This is a genomic window from Fructilactobacillus sp. X7R4C1 (assembly GCF_059901115.1).
Genome location: NZ_JBWXVD010000004.1, coordinates 133,173 through 150,654, shown reverse-complemented (window position 1 = coordinate 150,654; position 17,482 = coordinate 133,173). Strand labels below are relative to the sequence as shown.

11 protein-coding genes and 1 tRNA gene are annotated in these 17,482 nt (G+C 40.3%); 7 read left to right on the top strand and 5 right to left on the bottom strand.

The annotated features are described in order from the left end of the window. On the top strand, positions 1-5,241 hold a 5,241-nt coding region (locus AC6UC9_RS05630; RefSeq protein WP_500701379.1), incomplete at its 5' end, for a mucin-binding protein. A gap of 323 nt (positions 5,242-5,564) precedes the next feature. On the opposite strand, the gene AC6UC9_RS05625 is transcribed toward AC6UC9_RS05630, so the two are convergent. Continuing rightward, on the bottom strand, positions 5,565-6,617 hold the full coding sequence (locus AC6UC9_RS05625) for a lactonase family protein (protein WP_500701378.1): 1,053 nt from the start codon (positions 6,615-6,617) through the stop codon (positions 5,565-5,567). A gap of 240 nt (positions 6,618-6,857) precedes the next feature. Here AC6UC9_RS05625 and AC6UC9_RS05620 point away from each other — a divergent pair, with 240 nt between their 5' ends. The 4 genes from AC6UC9_RS05620 to whiA all read left to right on the top strand — a co-directional run bounded on the left by AC6UC9_RS05620 (position 6,858) and on the right by whiA (position 11,132). Continuing rightward, entirely contained in the window at positions 6,858-8,201 is a 1,344-nt protein-coding gene (locus AC6UC9_RS05620) for a glutamate--cysteine ligase (RefSeq protein WP_500701377.1), read from the top strand. 94 nt (positions 8,202-8,295) lie between these two features. After that, positions 8,296-9,177, top strand: a complete 882-nt coding sequence (gene rapZ / locus AC6UC9_RS05615; protein ID WP_500694289.1) for an RNase adapter RapZ — start codon at positions 8,296-8,298, stop codon at positions 9,175-9,177. Further along, positions 9,178-10,185: a gluconeogenesis morphogenetic factor MgfK gene (mgfK, locus tag AC6UC9_RS05610; protein ID WP_500701376.1), complete on the top strand. Its 1,008-nt coding sequence runs from the start codon at positions 9,178-9,180 to the stop codon at positions 10,183-10,185. Between the two features lie 11 nt (positions 10,186-10,196). Beyond that, positions 10,197-11,132 (top strand): DNA-binding protein WhiA, encoded by a 936-nt coding sequence (gene whiA, locus AC6UC9_RS05605; protein ID WP_500696826.1) that lies wholly within the window; start codon positions 10,197-10,199, stop codon positions 11,130-11,132. A gap of 67 nt (positions 11,133-11,199) precedes the next feature. Here whiA and clpP read toward each other — a convergent pair whose 3' ends face one another. The 4 genes from clpP to AC6UC9_RS05585 all read right to left on the bottom strand — a co-directional run bounded on the left by clpP (position 11,200) and on the right by AC6UC9_RS05585 (position 14,834). After that, the gene (clpP, locus tag AC6UC9_RS05600; RefSeq protein ID WP_500694292.1) at positions 11,200-11,793 is read right to left on the bottom strand and encodes an ATP-dependent Clp endopeptidase proteolytic subunit ClpP; all 594 of its coding nucleotides are present in this window, start codon (positions 11,791-11,793) and stop codon (positions 11,200-11,202) included. Between the two features lie 98 nt (positions 11,794-11,891). Beyond that, positions 11,892-13,808 carry an asparagine synthase (glutamine-hydrolyzing) gene (gene asnB / locus AC6UC9_RS05595; RefSeq protein ID WP_500701375.1) on the bottom strand — a complete coding sequence of 639 codons (1,917 nt, stop codon included), beginning with the start codon at positions 13,806-13,808 and terminating at the stop codon, positions 11,892-11,894. Positions 13,809-14,009: 201 nt separating this feature from the next. Next, positions 14,010-14,666, bottom strand: coding sequence for a helix-turn-helix domain-containing protein (locus tag AC6UC9_RS05590; RefSeq protein WP_500701374.1), 657 nt, complete (start codon positions 14,664-14,666; stop codon positions 14,010-14,012). A 96-nt stretch (positions 14,667-14,762) separates the two neighbouring features. After that, positions 14,763-14,834 (bottom strand) — tRNA-Arg (locus AC6UC9_RS05585). A 236-nt stretch (positions 14,835-15,070) separates the two neighbouring features. On the opposite strand from AC6UC9_RS05585, the gene gap reads away from it, so the two are divergent. Both gap and AC6UC9_RS05575 read left to right on the top strand, forming a co-directional pair. Then, complete coding sequence (gap, locus tag AC6UC9_RS05580) at positions 15,071-16,075, top strand: type I glyceraldehyde-3-phosphate dehydrogenase (protein ID WP_500696018.1); 1,005 nt, start codon at positions 15,071-15,073, stop codon at positions 16,073-16,075. Positions 16,076-16,164: 89 nt separating this feature from the next. Next, entirely contained in the window at positions 16,165-17,382 is a 1,218-nt protein-coding gene (locus AC6UC9_RS05575; RefSeq protein ID WP_500701373.1) for a phosphoglycerate kinase, read from the top strand. Positions 17,383-17,482: the final 100 nt, after the last annotated feature.

The window sequence follows — 17,482 nt, the reverse complement described above, 5'->3', positions numbered from 1 at the left end:
TACAAGTTTGGCGACAATAATCCCACCTTCCAAGTTGTCTTAAAGCACAAGACCAAGGAAGTTACGCCAGATAACCCAGGACAACCAGGTCAACCAGTGGATCCTAACAACCCAACGGGACCGAAGTATCCTGACGGAACAAGCAAGGACAACTTGACTAAGTCCATTACGAGAACCATTCACTACGTTTACGCCGACGGCAGTAAAGCCGCAGATGACCAAGTAGAAACGGTTACGTTCAACAGAACTGCCACCTTTGATGAAGTAACTGGTGAGATAACTTATGGTGCTTGGACATCTGACGATGATGTCTTTAGTTCGGTTGATTCACCAGCCATTACCGGTTATACCCCTGATCAAGCAACCGTTGGTTCCGAAACTGCCACTGCTGATACGAAAAATTCAGACGTTAAAGTCACCTACACTGCTAACGATGAGCAAGCTCACGTTCAGTACATTGACCAAGATGACAATAACCGAGTTATTACCACTGACAATCTAACTGGTAAGTTTGGTTCTAAGTCAGATTACTCAACCAAGGGTGAAATCGCTAAGCTAGAGGCTCAAGGCTACGAATTAGTCACTGACGGCTATCCAAATGGGTACGAATTTAATACCGATAATCCAACTTTCAAGGTTATCTTTAAGCACAAGACCAAGACGGTTACACCGGATAACCCTGGCCAACCGGGACAACCAGTTGATCCAGATAACCCAACGGGACCAAAGTACCCAGACGGAACTGGTGTAAATGACTTGACTAAGAACATTACGAGAACGGTGCACTACGTCTATGCTGACGGTAGTAAGGCCGCTAACGATCAAGTTGAGACCGTTACCTACACTCGAACTGCCACCTTCGATCAAGTAACTGGCAAGATTATCAGTTACGGCGACTGGACTACTAAGAATGCGGTCTTTAGCTCAATTGATTCTCCTGAAATTACGGGATATACTCCTGATAAAGCAACTGTTGGTTCACTCACCACTTCCCCTAATTCAGAGAATTCAACTGATACGGTTACCTACACTGCTAACGATGAGCAAGCTCACGTTCAGTACATTGACCAAGATGATGGTAATAGGGTTATCAAGACTGACAATTTAACCGGTAAGTTTGGTTCTAAGTCTGATTACAGTACAAAGAACGAAATTGCTAGCTTAGAGGCCCAAGGTTACGAATTAGTCACTGATGGTTATCCAAATGGGTATGAATTTAATACCGATAACCCAACCTTCAAGGTTGTCTTGAAACACAAGATGAAGACGGTTACCCCTGACAACCCAGGAAACCCAGGTGAACCAATTGATCCAAATAACCCAACGGGACCAAAATATCCTGATGGAACTAGTAAAGATAACTTAACCAAGTCAATTACGAGAACTATCCACTACGTTTACGCTGATGGTAGTAAAGCAGCTGATGATCAAGTAGAAACCGTTACTTTCACCAGAACGGCAACCTTTGACGAAGTAACTGGCAAGTTAACTTACAGTAACTGGACTTCAACTAACTCCGTCTTTGGACAAGTTGATTCTCCAGCCATTACTGGTTACACCCCTGATAAGACCAGTGTTAGTTCTGAAACTGCCACTGCTGATACACCTGACGGAAGTGTTACCGTTACGTACAATGCAAACGAACAAAAAGCAGTAGTTAACTATGTTGACGAAGATAACGGTGATGCCGTTCTTCATACTGATGACTTAACTGGTAAGTTTGGTAGTAAATCTGGTTACTCAACCAAAAATGAAATTGCCACTTTAGAAGCTAAGGGCTACGAGTTGGTATCCGACGGATACCCGGCTGATGGCTTTACTTTCAACACTGACAATCCAACCTTTACCGTTGTTTTGAAGCATAAGACTAAGACGGTTACGCCAGATAATCCGGGACAACCAGGTCAACCAGTTGATCCAAATAACCCAACGGGACCAAAGTATCCTGATGGAACTGGCGTAAATGATCTGACTAAGAACATTACAAGAACGGTGCACTACGTCTACGCTGACGGTAGTAAGGCCGCTGATGATCAAGTTGAGACCGTTACCTACACTCGGACTGCAACCTTCGATCAAGTAACTGGCAAGATCATTAGTTATGGTGACTGGACTACTAAGAATGCGGTCTTTGGTTCAATTAATTCTCCTGAAATTACAGGATACACTCCTGATAAAGCAACGGTTGGTTCACTCACCACTTCCCCTAATTCAGAGAATTCAACTGATACGGTTACCTACACTGCTAACGATGAACAGGCTCGTGTTCAATACATTGACCAAGATGATGGCAATAGGGTTATTAAGACTGATAACTTAACTGGTAAATTTGGTTCTAAGTCAGACTACAGTACGAAAGATGAAATCGCTAAACTAGAAGCTCAAGGTTACGAATTAGTCACTGACGGTTATCCAAATGGGTATGAATTTAATACCGACAACCCAACTTTCAAAGTTATCTTTAAGCATAAGACCAAGACGGTTACGCCGGACAACCCAGGAACTCCAGGACAACCAGTTGATCCAAATAACCCAACGGGACCAAAATATCCTGATGGAACTAGTGAAACTGACCTGACTAAGAACATTACGAGAACGGTGCACTACGTCTACGCTGACGGTAGTAAAGCTTCCGATGATAAAGTTGAAACGGTTACGTTCACAAGAACGGCAACCTTCGACCAAGTTACTGGTAAGATCATCAGCTACGGTGACTGGACTACTAAGAATGCCGTCTTTAGCTCAATTGATTCACCAGCAATTACTGGATACACCCCAGATAAAGCAAGTGTTGGTTCCGAAACTGCCACTGCTGACACACCGGACGGAACTATTACCGTTACGTACAATGCCAACGAACAAAAGGCGTTAGTTAACTACGTTGACCAAGATGATAATAACAATGTTATTCATTTTGATGACCTAAACGGTAAGTTCGGTACCAAGGCTAACTACAGTACTAAAGATGAGATTGCCAAGTTAGAAGCTCAGGGCTACGAATTAGTATCCGACGGATACCCCGCTGATGGTTTTACTTTCAACACGGACAATCCAACCTTTACCGTTGTCTTGAAACACAAGACCAAGACGGTTACACCGGACAATCCAGGAACTCCAGGTCAACCAGTGGATCCAAACAATCCAGACGGACCTCATTATCCAGACGGAACTGGTGTAAATGATCTAACTAAGAACATTACGAGAACGGTTCACTATGTTTATGCTGACGGTAGCAAGGCTTCTGATGATAAAGTTGAAACGGTTACGTTTACAAGAACGGCCACCTTTGATGAAGTTACTGGTAAGGTAACTTACAGTAACTGGACTTCAACGAATGCCGTCTTTGGACAAATTGATTCACCAGCCATTACTGGTTACACACCAGATAAGACAAGTGTTGGTTCAGAAACAATTGGACCTGACGCAACGAATTCTAGTGTTACCGTTACCTACAATGCCAACGATGAAAAGGCTCAAGTTGAGTACATCGACCAAGACGATGGTAACAAGGTTATTAAGACTGATGGCTTGAACGGAAAATTCGGTTCTAAGTCGGACTACAGTACGAAAGATGAAATCGCTAAACTAGAAGCCCAAGGATATGAACTTGTATCTGACGGATTCCCAGGTGATGGCTACACCTTCAATACTGATAACCCAACTTTCAAGGTTGTTTTGAAACACAAGACCAAGGAAGTTACTCCAGATAATCCAGGAAACCCTGGTCAACCAGTTGATCCAAACAACCCAACTGGACCAAAGTATCCTGATGGAACCAGCAAGAATGACTTGACCAAGACCATTACGAGAACGGTTCACTACGTTTACGCTGATGGTAGCAAGGCTTCAGAAGACCGCATTGAAACGGTTACGTTCAACAGAACCGCAACCTTCGATGAGGTTACTGGCAAGGTAACTTACAGTAACTGGACTTCAACGAACGCTGTCTTTGGTTCAATTATTTCACCAACAATTACCGGATACACCCCTGATAAGGCAACGGTTGGTTCAGAAACTGCCACGGCTGACACGCCAGATTCAAGTGTCACGGTTACCTACAACGCCAACGATGAAGTTGTTCACATTAACTACGTTGACCAGGATAACGGCAATGCGGTTATTCACAATGACACCGTTAACGGTAAGTTTGGTAGCAAGGCTGATTACAGTACAAAAGATGAAATCGTTAAGTTAGAAGCGCAAGGATATGAATTAGTATCCGACGGATACCCTGCGGATGGCTTTACTTTCAACACTGATGGTCCAACCTTTACGGTTGTGCTCAAACACAAGAGTAAGGAAGTTACGCCAGACAATCCAGGAACTCCAGGACAACCAGTGGATCCAAACAATCCAACGGGACCGAAGTATCCTGACGGAACCAGCAAGTCCGACCTAACTAAGAACGTTACTAGAACCATTCACTACGTTGATAAGAATGGGAACAAGTTAGCTGATGATGTGGTTCAATCAACGACCTTTACTAGAACGGCAACGTTTGATCAAGTTACTGGTCAGGTAACTTACAGTGCATGGACGACTAAGAGTGACGTCTTGAGTGGGGTTAACTCGCCAGTTATCAATGGTTACTACACCAACACTGCTTCAGTTGGACAAGCAACGGTTAACGCTGATTCTAACGACTCTGAAGTAACCGTTGTCTACTACGCCTTAGGTCACTTAGTTCCTGATGTTCCGGGCAGTAACCCGATCGTTTATCCAAATGATCCCAACAACCCAAGTGATGCCGGTAATCCACTTATCCCTGACATTCCTGGATACACTCCGGTTGATAAGAACGGGAACAAGTTGGTCCCTGGCACACCATATCCGATCGATCACAATGATTTAGGGAAAGATACCCCAATTCATTATGTGAAGAATGCTGAACCATCAACTCCGGTAACTCCAAACAAACCAGAGAAACCTTCAGCACAACCGGAACAACCAGAACCAACTAAGCCAAGTGCACCAAAGGAAGTTCCGGCCGCACAACCGGAGGCTCCGAAGGCTAAGCAGGCCCCACAAACTCCTGCTAAAGCACCGGCTCAACCAGCTAAGCCCAAAGCAAAGCAAGCTCCAGCAGCTAAGCCAGCTAAAAAGTCTGAAAAGAAGACGACGTTACCACAAACTGGTCAAAGTTCTGATAGCTTCTTAAGCCTGATCGGAACCATGCTTCTGTCACTTCTCAGCTTCTTTGGCTTAGGGAAATGGTTTAAAGACAAAAAAGAAACCAAGTAAGTTTGTGATTTAAAGATTAAGCGAGATTAATAAGTTTAAAGGCTAACATCCATTTTGGGTGTTAGCCTTTTTATAAATCCATACTTTTAGGGATTCATACCGATATTTAATCTGTGTGAGTCTTTTTTTCTTACCGGAAATGTGTTTGGTATTAAACCATTTACCATATTCTTGAAATGTTTGCTTTAATGTTAAAAGAATATTTAGTCATAATAAAAGGCTCCAAATCAGTTAGTTTTTGCCTAACCATTTTGGAGCCTATTAATGTCTAACAATTACAGAGCACTTCATAAATTAATAAATTGTTTTTTAATGACAAATTATTAGTCAACGTTTTCACGTCGAACCACACAGGTACCTTCAGGAACTTCGAAATCTTTTTGAATCAAAGTTAATTTTCCGGTATCGGCGTCTCGTGAGTAAAGAGTAGCATTGTCACTGTTTTGGTTAGCAACGATAAACATTGATTCATCGGCACTAAAGTTAAAGTCGCGAGGGAACTCACCTTCACTTGAAATCAATTGAATTCGTTTTAAATCACCATTTGGTTTAATCTTAAAGACCGCAATTGAATCGTTACCACGGTTTGAGACATAGACAAAGCGGTTGTCCTTTGAAACTTTGATTCCAGCAGCACCGTTGTGACTTTCCCAATCGTCAGGAATGGTTGAAACAATTTGTTGAACCGTGAATAATCCAGCCTCTTCGTTGTAGTCAATCACAGCAACTTTACTGCTTAGTTCACCAACAAGGTAACCCTTGCCAGTTCCTGGAACAAAAGTAATGTTTCGTGGTCCAAAGCCAGGGTGAGCATTGACTTCGCTGACTAAGTTTAATTTACCTTGATCAGAAACGTCATAGAGGTAGACGCGGTCAAGACCAAGGTCACACACTACCAGTCGATTATCAGGAGTTAGGTTAGCATAATGAGGGTGTGGTCCATCAGCTTGTTCAGGAAGTGGCCCAGGAATTCCATTATCTTGGGCACGATCGGTAAGCTTTAAAGTGCCATCTTTTTGGATTTTGTAAACGCTGGCGTGTCCCATGTGGTAGTTGGCGGTAAAGACAAATTGGCGTCTTTCGTCAATGGAAACAAAGGCGGCTGAAGTACCCTTTTCGATGCATTCCTGCATTTCTTTAGCTGGGATGGTTTTACCATCGAAAGTTGCTACTCCACCACGGAGTTCTGGTTCGTCCATATTACGATCAACGGCGTAGATCTTGTGGGCTTTTGACTCGGCAAGATATGTAGGACTCCCAATCTCGGCTACTAATTGAGTGTTTTGTAATCTTTTTTGGTCGGTATCTAACTCGATTTGGTAGATACCCTGGCTAGCATTAATGGTGTAAGTTCCAATTAAATATTTTTCAATCATGATCTCAATTCCCTCCTAATATATACAGTTTCATTTTGCCACAAAAGTGATCCTTTTGCAGTCGAAATGTATTTTTATTTATTCAAGTTTCAAATTTTATGGATGGCAAAAGTAGTAATCGTGACGGAAATGAAATTAGTTTAGTAAATCCTATTGACGTGTCACGTGAGCGGTGTAAACTATTGGAAATTTCACCTATCAACTACTCGTGAAATTATCAACAGGTTTGGAGGGATGAAAATGGGAAGCAAAGCAAAATTTGTTAACTCATCAAACGAACTTTTTGCTGGTTCGTTTGGCATCGAGATCGAGGAGGAACGGGTTGATCTGAATCATGACAGTCTCTCTCGCTACGCTCACAGACGTGAATTAGGTGATCGACGAGGGAAAACCCACTTTCAGACTGACTTTGCTGAGTGTATGGAAGAATTGGTAACGGATAAACACACGACCACCAAAGGAGTGCTCCTACAAATGCGATCACTTCAGTCTATTCTTCATGGAACACTAGAACCAAGTGAGATTATTTGGCCGATGTCGATGCCACCCAAACTTGATGAAGATGATGTTAATTTTGTAAGAAAGACGTTTAAGCGTTTTTGGATGGATGATTATCGCAAATGGCTCGTGAGACGCTACGGAATTTTTCGTCAAATCATGTGTGGTATTCATTTTAACTATTCACCCAGTGCTCAAATTATTGAGATTTTTCAACGAAATTATTCCATTGATAGTCGGAAAGGGGCACAGTCAGAGCTATTGTTTCAAATTGCTCAACAATTGGTAGGATATCGTTGGCTTTTAACGTACCTTTTTGGGGCCAGCCCGCTATCAGAAAATCCAGAAGATCACTTATTCGGTGCTGAAAAAAGGATTGTCCCAGTCCGTTCTTTACGTTCCAGTCAATACGGATACGAAAACTTGGATAATATCCATGTTTCTTACGCTAGTTTGAGTCAATACGTAAACAACTTGCAGCATGAGGTTAATTCCCACAAATTATTTTCCGAGAGTGAGTTTTATGGTCCGGTGCGCTTGAAGGCTAAAGATGGGATTAATTCTGTTAAGGAAGAGGGATTCGACTATCTTGAACTTCGGACCCTTGATCTTGATCCATTTGACTTTTTAGAGATTAATTTAAAAACTTTAAATTTCATCCATCTTATAATAGTTGACGGGATTGTTAATCCTCAGAAATGGACTGACGAAAGTTTAAATGAAGCAAAAGATCAAAATAATCGGGTCGCTTTACAACATCCAACTGCTCCGTTACCACCATCTTTACAGAGTAAGACTTATCGGGTCTTGGATCAGCTTGATGAATTAATTGAACATGCTCCTAATGATTTAAAACCAGAGCTAGTTCAAGCTAATGAGGCCGCTAGAAATAAAGTTGATAATCCAAACTTGACACCATCCGCAAAACTAATGAAATATGCTGAGAATCGCTCATTAATGAATTTTGGAATTCAGCGCGGTGAGCAACTAAAAAAAGAGTATGAAAATCAGAGCCTTGAGGATGCTTTTCCTGGGGTTCAACCAGATACAGTTAATCAATACATTGAGAAACAAAAGGGAGTTTAATGAGTATTCATTAACTCTCTTTTTTGAATCATCCTGAGACTATATAAATGACACACCCGGTATGTTATACTTATAAGAGTTTGGAGGCATCAAAATGGCAGATAACGAACAATTTGTGATTATCACGGGCATGAGTGGAGCAGGTAAGACACTGGCCATGCAAACATGTGAAGATTTAGGGTACTTTTGCGTTGATAATATCCCACCTTCTTTAATTCCGAAGTTCATGGAATTGGTTCACACTTCTAGTGAAATTAAGAAGGTTGCTTTAGTAATTGATTTAAGGGCCCCAGCCTCATACCACGAAATTGTTGATACTTTGGTTAATATGTCTAACGACAAAGACACTGAGGATCAGGTGATTTTTCTCGATGCCTCTGACGAAAAATTAGTGTCTCGATATAAAGAAAGCCGGAGAACCCATCCCTTAGCACGAAAAGGGCGGGTAGTTGACGGAATTGAAAAAGAACGAAAATTAATGAAAAGGGTCAAAGACTCTGCTGATCTTGTTATTAATACAAGTGATTTGACCCCACAGGAATTACGTGAGGAAATCATTCATAAGTTTAAGCTCTCTCATTCAGAGCCATTTCACGTTGAATTAATGTCATTTGGATTTAAATATGGGCTTCCAATCGATGCTGACATTATTTTGGATGTGCGTTTTTTAAAGAATCCATTTTATGTGGTTAAGTTAAGAAGTAAGACTGGAAAAGATCAAGATGTTTATGACTACGTTATGAACCAAGATGAAGCTAATGAATTTTATGAAAAAGTCTTTGACCTCGTTAAATTTACGTTACCTAAATTTAAAAAAGAAGGAAAATCGACTGTCACCATGGCAATCGGTTGTACTGGCGGTCAACATCGTTCGGTTGCAATGGTTGAACGATTGGCTAAGGATATCAAGGATCAACTTGGATATCCAGTTAATGTTACCCATAGAGACATTAACCGTCACAAAGGGGTTAAATAAATGATTGATAAAGTAGGTAAAAGAATCGGACGTCCTAAAATGGTTGTAATTGGAGGAGGAACCGGTTTACCTGTAATTTTAAAAAGTTTGAAAAAGCGTGATGTTGATATTACCGCCGTTGTCACGGTGGCTGATGATGGGGGGTCATCAGGGATCCTTAGAAACTACATTAATGTTTTGCCACCGGGAGATATTCGCAATGTTATAGTGGCACTTTCGACGTTGCCTCAGATTGATTTGGATATCTTTCAGTATCGCTTTGAATCTTCCGACAAGTTTCTTGCTGGGCATGCCATTGGCAATTTAGTAATTGCGGCGCTTTCTGAAATGAGTGGCGGCTTTTTTGATGCCATCCAAAAGTTGACCGACATTATGAAGGTCGACGGGCATGTGTATCCGGTGTGTGATGAAAGTTTAGAACTACATGCTGAGTTTTCCGACGGGACGACCATGTCTGGAGAATCTGAAATTACCAATTCTGACAAAATGATTAAAAAAGTGTGGGTTGAATCTACTGATGGCAATAAGAAGCCAGAGGCAGTTCCAAGTGTGATCAATGCGATCATGAACGCTGACCAAATTGTTTTGGGACCGGGAAGCTTGTTTACCAGTATCTTACCCAACCTGATGGTTGATAATGTTGGCAAAGCGGTTACTGAGACCGACGCGGAAGTTGTTTATATTTGTAATATCATGACTCAGAAGGGTGAAACCGATAATTTCACTGATGCTGATCATGTCCGGGTTTTAAATCATCATTTGAAAACTAATTTTATCGATACCGTTTTGGTTAACAATAAAAAAGTTCCAGCGAGTTACATTGATCATCAACGCTGGGGTGATGAAGCTCAACCAGTGAAATCTGATTTTAAGGGTTTAAAGAAACAAGGTTGTCGGGTAATCTCTTCTGATTTTCTTGAATTAAGAGACCACGGAGCTTTTCATAATGGACTATTAGTGTCCGACGAACTTATTCGTTTATTAGGGCAACCTAAAATTCGCCATTAGGGGATGATTAGATGTCATATGCTAGTGACGTCAAAAAAGAATTAACTAACCTAGAAGTCCATCGAGCTAACGCAAAAGCGGAACTGATGGCATTGATTCGAATGAATGGAACACTTAAAATATCCGAAAAACACCTGGTGTTAGATGTTCAGTCCGAAAATCCAGCAATTGCTAGACGACTGTATCAACTTTTACTTCAGTTTTATCACGTTGAAGGAGAAGTTCTGGTTCGAAAAAAGATGAAACTAAAAAAGAACAATCTATACGTGGTGCGTTTGAATCATCATGTAAGAGCAATCTTGGATGATTTGGGCATTTTGGATGGAAACAAGATTATTGAACGAGTGCCATTAGAGTTACTTAAAGATGATGGGCAGGTTCGTTCTTACTTACGTGGTGCATTCCTAGCGGGGGGATCCGTTAATAATCCAGAAACATCTCGGTATCACCTTGAAATTTATTCAACGTATGAGAATCATAACGAAATGATTGCGGAGATGATGAATCGTTATCATTTGGGCGCTAAAACTACCACGAGACGAAGCGGGTGTATTGCGTACCTGAAAGAAGCTGAAAAGATTGCGGATTTTCTGCAACTAATTGGGGCCACTAATTCTATGTTAAAATTTGAGGACATTCGAATTGTTAGAGACATGAGGAATTCCGTTAACCGACTTGTAAACTGTGAAAATGCCAATATGAATAAGGTAGCCAACGCATCAACTAAGCAAATTGAAAACATTCAGTTTATAAAGGAAACCGTGGGGCTTAAAAAGTTGCCACCAAAGCTTCGAGACGTTGCCGAGGTTCGCATGAAGCATCAAGAAGTGAGTTTAAAGGAGTTAGGTGATTTGGTTCCAGGAGGACCGATTTCTAAGTCCGGCGTGAATCATCGGTTACGCAAGATTAATGAGTTTGCAACTCAATTACGTTCCGATAATGCCTAATGAAACGAACAAAAAAGCAGCAATTAGAATAATTCTAATTGCTGCTTTTGTTATAAACAGAAACTAATTATTTTTTGTCAGAACTGTTTTTCATGATACCATCAATCAAACCGTAATCGACTGCTTCGTCAGCAGTAAGATAATTGTCTCGTTCAGTATCACGGTTAACTCTTTCAAGGGGTTGACCGGAATTTTCGGCAAGTAATTCATTAATCATCTTACGAGCACGCAAAATTTCTTTTGCGGCGATTTCGATTTCAGTTTGTTGACCTTGAGCACCACCAGATGGTTGGTGAATCATGATTTGAGCATGTGGCAATGCAAAGCGCTTCCCCTTGGCACCAGATGAAGCCAAGACACTGGCCATTGATGCTGCCATCCCCATTACGATGGTTTGAACATCGGCGTGGATGAAGTTCATCGTATCGTAGATTGCCATTCCAGAAGTGATAACACCACCTGGTGAGTTGATGTACAAGTAGATATCTTTGTCAGAGTCTTGAGCATCCAAGAACAATAGTTGAGCAATAATTGCGTTAGCCATATCATCCTGGATTTCACCGGATAACATAATGATTCGGTCTTTTAGAAGACGTGAGTAAATGTCATATGCACGTTCACCTTGTGGTGAGTTTTCGATGACAGTTGGAACTAAATTCATATCCATACTCCTCCTTTGATAATTTCAAATTATATCAAGTTATAGAAATCATTCTACATTAAAGGTCAATAAAGGTCAAAAACTTTGCTTGATGATAATTATGCAATTGATTCACGTGAGTATTTGTGTAAATCAACTTCTTTATTGTAGTTCATCTTGGTGTCTTCTGGGAAGTAAACACCATACCAAAGAATGAAAGTGTAGATGGTAAAGATCTTTTGCATGCTGGATTTACCTTCCATGTGTTCTTTCAGGATGCGGTCTAATTCATCCACATTAAAGAACTTTTGGGCAATATCGGAATGAAATGCTATTTCGATTTTATCATGGTATTTGGGTTCTTTGATCCATTGTGCGATTGGGGATGGGAAACCTAGTTTTTCTTTGTCGGCAACGACCTTTGGTACTTGCGAGGAAGCCGCTTTTCGAAAGGCCACTTTAGTGATTGGATTGCCGTCCTTATCAAATGAAATTCGGGTCTTAGTTGGCATCGTTTTGGCGAATTCTGCTACGTCTTTGTCAACTAGTGGAGTTCGAACTTCAAGACTGTTAGCCATGCTCATCCGGTCAGCCTTTTGCAGGATATCAAAGGGTAACCAGGTGTTAATGTCAAAGTACTGTTCCTGCGTTACTTCATCCTTACCGGCTACTTCATCAAAAATGTGTTTGGTGTATTGACCAGTATCAAAGTTAAGTGATTTATCTTTTAAGACGCGCTCACGATCGTGCTCGTCAAACACGTAGTTAACCCGATAGTATCGTTCATACAACGGTTGAGCACCACGAATTAAGAAACGACGACCGTGAAAACGTGGGAGTGATGAGGCGATTTTACCGAGAGCGGTTCTAACAAACTTTGGTACCATCTTTTGGTACTTCTCAAAGGTAAAAGCTTCAAGGTACGTATTGTATCCGCCAAAGAATTCATCAGCACCTTCACCGGATAATGAAACAATTAGGTCTTTTCTAGTACTATGTGACAGGTAGTAAAGTTGTGGAGCAGAAGGATTAGACAGTGGTTCGTCCATGTAGTACATCATAGTAGGAAGGAAATCGAAGTAATCCTCACCATCAATTGTGGTGGCCGTGTTCTTTTGTCCAATTTCTTTTGCAAACTTAGTTGACCATTTTAATTCACTGTATTTAGAACCGTTAAACCCAAGTGAAAATGATTGCATGGGTTTAATCTTAGCGGCTTCATTGAGCACATAACTGGAATCGACACCGCTTGAGAGAAAACTACCCAAAGGAACGTCAGACGCCATGTGTGCCTTAACACTGTCATCAACTAATCCTTCGATCTTTTTAGCGTCCCCATCAATGGTTTGCGAATTATCAATGTGATCGTAGTTGTACTTGTAGTACGTGTCAGTGGTAGTCTTACCATCTTTATAGATGAAATACTGTCCTGGCATCACCTTATAAACGTTTTTAAACATTGTTTCTGCTGATGGGATGAATTCAAAACTTAAGTGAACTGGTAATAATTTGGTATTCAGTTCCTTTTTAAAATTAGGGTTTGCCAAAAAGGCCTTGATTTCGGATCCCCACATGAAGTTCGTTCCATCATCATAGTAGTAGAGTGGTTTGATACCAAAGTGGTCTCGAGCTCCGAAGACCTGGTGTTTCTTTGAATCGTAGATTGTAAATGCAAACATTCCGCGAAGCTTTGAAAGTAATTTTTTCGGACCCCATGCTTCGTATCCGCGAATTAAAACTTCTGAATCACAGTCAGTATCAAATTTTTGACCTACTGCAATTAATTCTTTTTGTAAATCTTTATAATTATAAATCTCACCATTAAAGGTTAAAACGTCGGTATCATTATCACCAAACATTGGTTGATGACCATTGGCTAAGTCAATGATTGATAAACGACGAAAACCCATTGAGATTTCATCATTTTGGAAGAAACCATCATCATCTGGTCCACGGTGTTTAATTCTTTTAGCCATGCTTTTGATAGTATCCTTCGGGATATTATTTTGGTTAATATAACCAGTAAATCCACACATAGTATCCTCTCCTTTTCAATTGCTTATTAAATTGATTATTTCTGCTAACCAAACTCCATTAACTATCTTAAGTTGTTCGCACACAAAAGGCTAGCTATGTATGGCTAGTCTCAATAAAATATTAATAAATTTGTCTATTTAACGGTTACATTATGGGTTACATTGCTTACAGAACAGCCCTGGTTAGCCGGAACTGTCTAATTAATTTTTAGACGAACGTTTAACCGTCATCCGCTTTAACGGAAACAAGATTCCAAGAATCAAGCCAATACTTAATGTAAATGAAAACATAATTATACCAATAATGGTTCCGACTTTCATCATTAAATCATGACTAAGCATGGCATCAAGATTGATAACACAACCAATTATAAAGATTACTACCCATAATATCGGAGATAAAATCTCGACCTTTTTCATTAAAGGTTTGTCTTGTGTAATGGTTTTCCAGTTCTTCTCATAGAGAATAATGATGCAAATGTCAATCACGAAGAGGGGGATTAACCAAAGGTCACGTAAATTAAAGGGCACAATAAATAATATTATCCCAATTACGAGTAAGACCAGCTCAAAAAAGTAAGCATACTTTGAGATATAACCATACCGTTTTATACGGATCATCTTTTGTCTAAAACTTAATTTTGGTTTGTGGCTATTTTCAGGTTTGTTACCGATCAGGTTACTGACTGGAACTTGATAAAGGGTAGCAAGGTTGCTTATCGCATTTTGATCAGGTTTACTTCTACCATTTTCCCACGCTGAAATGGTTTTTCTTGAAACGTTAATTTTATTGGCAACTTCTGCTTGAGTTAATTGATTTTGTTTTCGATATTTTTTAAGGTTTGCGTTTAATTTCATATATAAGTTCCTACAGTTCGACTTAACCTCTATTATAACGGTAATGGTCAATTGAAAGAAATTAAAAGCAGTGAGCGAGACTCTCTCACTGCTTTATGCGCATGGACGGAATCGAACCGTCATCTCAAGAACCGGAATCTTACGTGCTATCCATTACACTACACGCGCAACACAATATTAAATATAGTAGATTAGAGGAAAAAACTCAAGATAATAATGGTTTTTAATTACAAATGGGGTTTGTTTTTGCTATACTATTTCTGGTAATGAATTTCGAATTCATTGTCACAATTTTATCGCTTGTGGCTTGTCATTTGGTGTTTTTAATCACTGACATGATTTGGCAAAAGTGTTAAGATGTGAATGTATTAAAATTTGATTATTCCAAAAGGAGGAAGCATATTATGACTACAAAAATTGGTCTTAATGGTTTCGGAAGAATTGGTCGTCTAGCATTCAGACGTATCCTTGAATTGAATTCAAGTGATATCGAAGTTGTAGCAATTAATGATTTAACTACCCCTTCAATGTTAGCTTACCTATTAAAATATGACTCAGTTCATGGTCGCTTTGACGGTGACGTTTCAGCTACTGAAGATGCAATTATCGTTAATGGTACTCGTATCCCAGTTTATGCAGAACGTGACGCAAAGAACATTCCTTGGGTTAAAAATGATGGTGTTGACTTCGTACTTGAATGTACCGGTTTCTACACATCAAAAGAAAAAGCACAAGCTCACCTTGACGCTGGTGCAAAGCGTGTCTTGATTTCAGCACCTGCTGGTCAAATGACTACTGTTGTTCCTGGTGTTAACATGGATGATTTGACTTCAGAAGACAAGATCGTTTCTGCTGGTTCATGTACCACTAGTTGTTTAGCACCTATGGCTTACTGGTTGAACAAAGACTTCGGCGTTAAGTTAGGTACTATGACTACTGTCCATGCTTACACTGCTTCACAAGCACTTCAAGATGGTCCACGTAGCGCTAAGTTACAAAACAACCGTGCCGCAGCTATTAACACTGTACCTCACTCAAGTGGTGCTGCTAAAGCTATCGGTTTGGTTATTCCAGAACTTGATGGTGTCCTTAAAGGTCACGCACAACGTGTTGCCGTAGCTGATGGTTCATTAACTGAATTAGTAGCTGTCTTAGACAAGAACGTTACTGCTGAAGAAGTTAACGATGCTATGAAGAGTCATGCAAACGATGCCTTTGGTTACGCTGATGACTACATGGTTTCAACCGACGTTATCGATGACTCACACGGATCAGTATTTGATCCAGGTCAAACTGAAATCACCCAAAGTGGTGACACTCAATTAGTTAAGACTGTTGCTTGGTACGATAACGAATGGGGCTTCACTTGCAACATGGTTCGTACCTTGTTGAAATTTGCTACTCTATAATTTTAGATTGCAACTTTGAAAAGGCGGAGGAGGGAAATCTCTTCCGTCTTTTCCTTTATAAAATATAACTAACACTGGAGGCAATCACGATGGCAAAAGTAATCGTTGATGATTTAGATGTTCAAGGTAAAAAAGTTCTGATGCGTGTTGATTTTAACGTTCCAATTAAGGACGGTAAAATTGGTGATGACAACAGAATCGTTGCTGCTCTTCCAACAATCAAGTACGTAATTGATCATGGTGGTAAAGCAATCTTATTCTCTCATTTAGGCAGAATTAAAACAGAAGATGATAAACCCGGTTTATCACTTCGCCCAGTTGCAGAAAAATTAGCTGAATTGCTTGGCAAACCAGTTACATTTGTTCCTGTTACTGAAGGTCCGCAGCTTGAAGAGGCAATTGACAACATGTCTGATGGCCAAGTCCTTTTGGTACAAAATACTCGTTATGAAGATGTTGTTAATGGTAAGAATGTTAAACGTGAATCTGGTAATGACCCTAAGTTAGGGGAATACTGGGCTTCACTTGGTGATGAATTCATTAATGATGCGTTTGGAACTGCTCATAGAGAACATGCTTCAAACGTTGGGATCGCTAAAGCAATGGAAAAGGCTGGTAAGCCAGTTGCTGCCGGATACTTGATGGAAAAAGAAATTAAGTTTTTAGGTAACGCTGTTGATAATCCAAAGCATCCATTTATCGCAATTCTTGGTGGTGCTAAAGTTTCCGACAAAATTGGTGTGATCGATCACTTGTTGGACAAGGCTGATAAGATTATTATCGGTGGTGGAATGACCTATACATTCTATGCCGCTAAGGGAATCCCAGTTGGTAATTCACTTGTTGAAAAAGATAAGATTGATGTTGCTAAAGATATCCTTAAAAAAGGTGGCGACAAGATCGTCTTACCTGTTGACTCAGTGGTAGCCGACAAGTTTTCAAATGATGCAAAGGCTGAAGTCGTTGATGGTGGAATTCCAGACGGCATGATGGGTCTTGACATTGGTCCTAAGAGTATTAAATTATTCGAAGACGTTTTAAGGGACGCCAAGACCGTTGTTTGGAACGGACCAATGGGTGTCTTTGAATTTCCTAAGTTTGCTAAGGGAACCTTGGCAATTGGTAAATTCTTGGGTACATTAACTGATGCTACTACCATCGTTGGTGGTGGAGACTCAACTGCTGCTGTTAAGGAATTGGGTGTAGCTGATAAGCTTACCCATATCTCAACTGGTGGGGGAGCTTCGCTTGAATATCTTGAAGGTAAGACTCTTCCAGGGATTGCATCAATTTCTGATAAAAAGTAATTTAAAAGTCACCGATTTAATCGGTGACTTTTTTGTTTGTATCAATTTTCTAGCTTATTGCTTCTCTTTCGGCTAAAATGTAGGTAAAGATGAATTATGA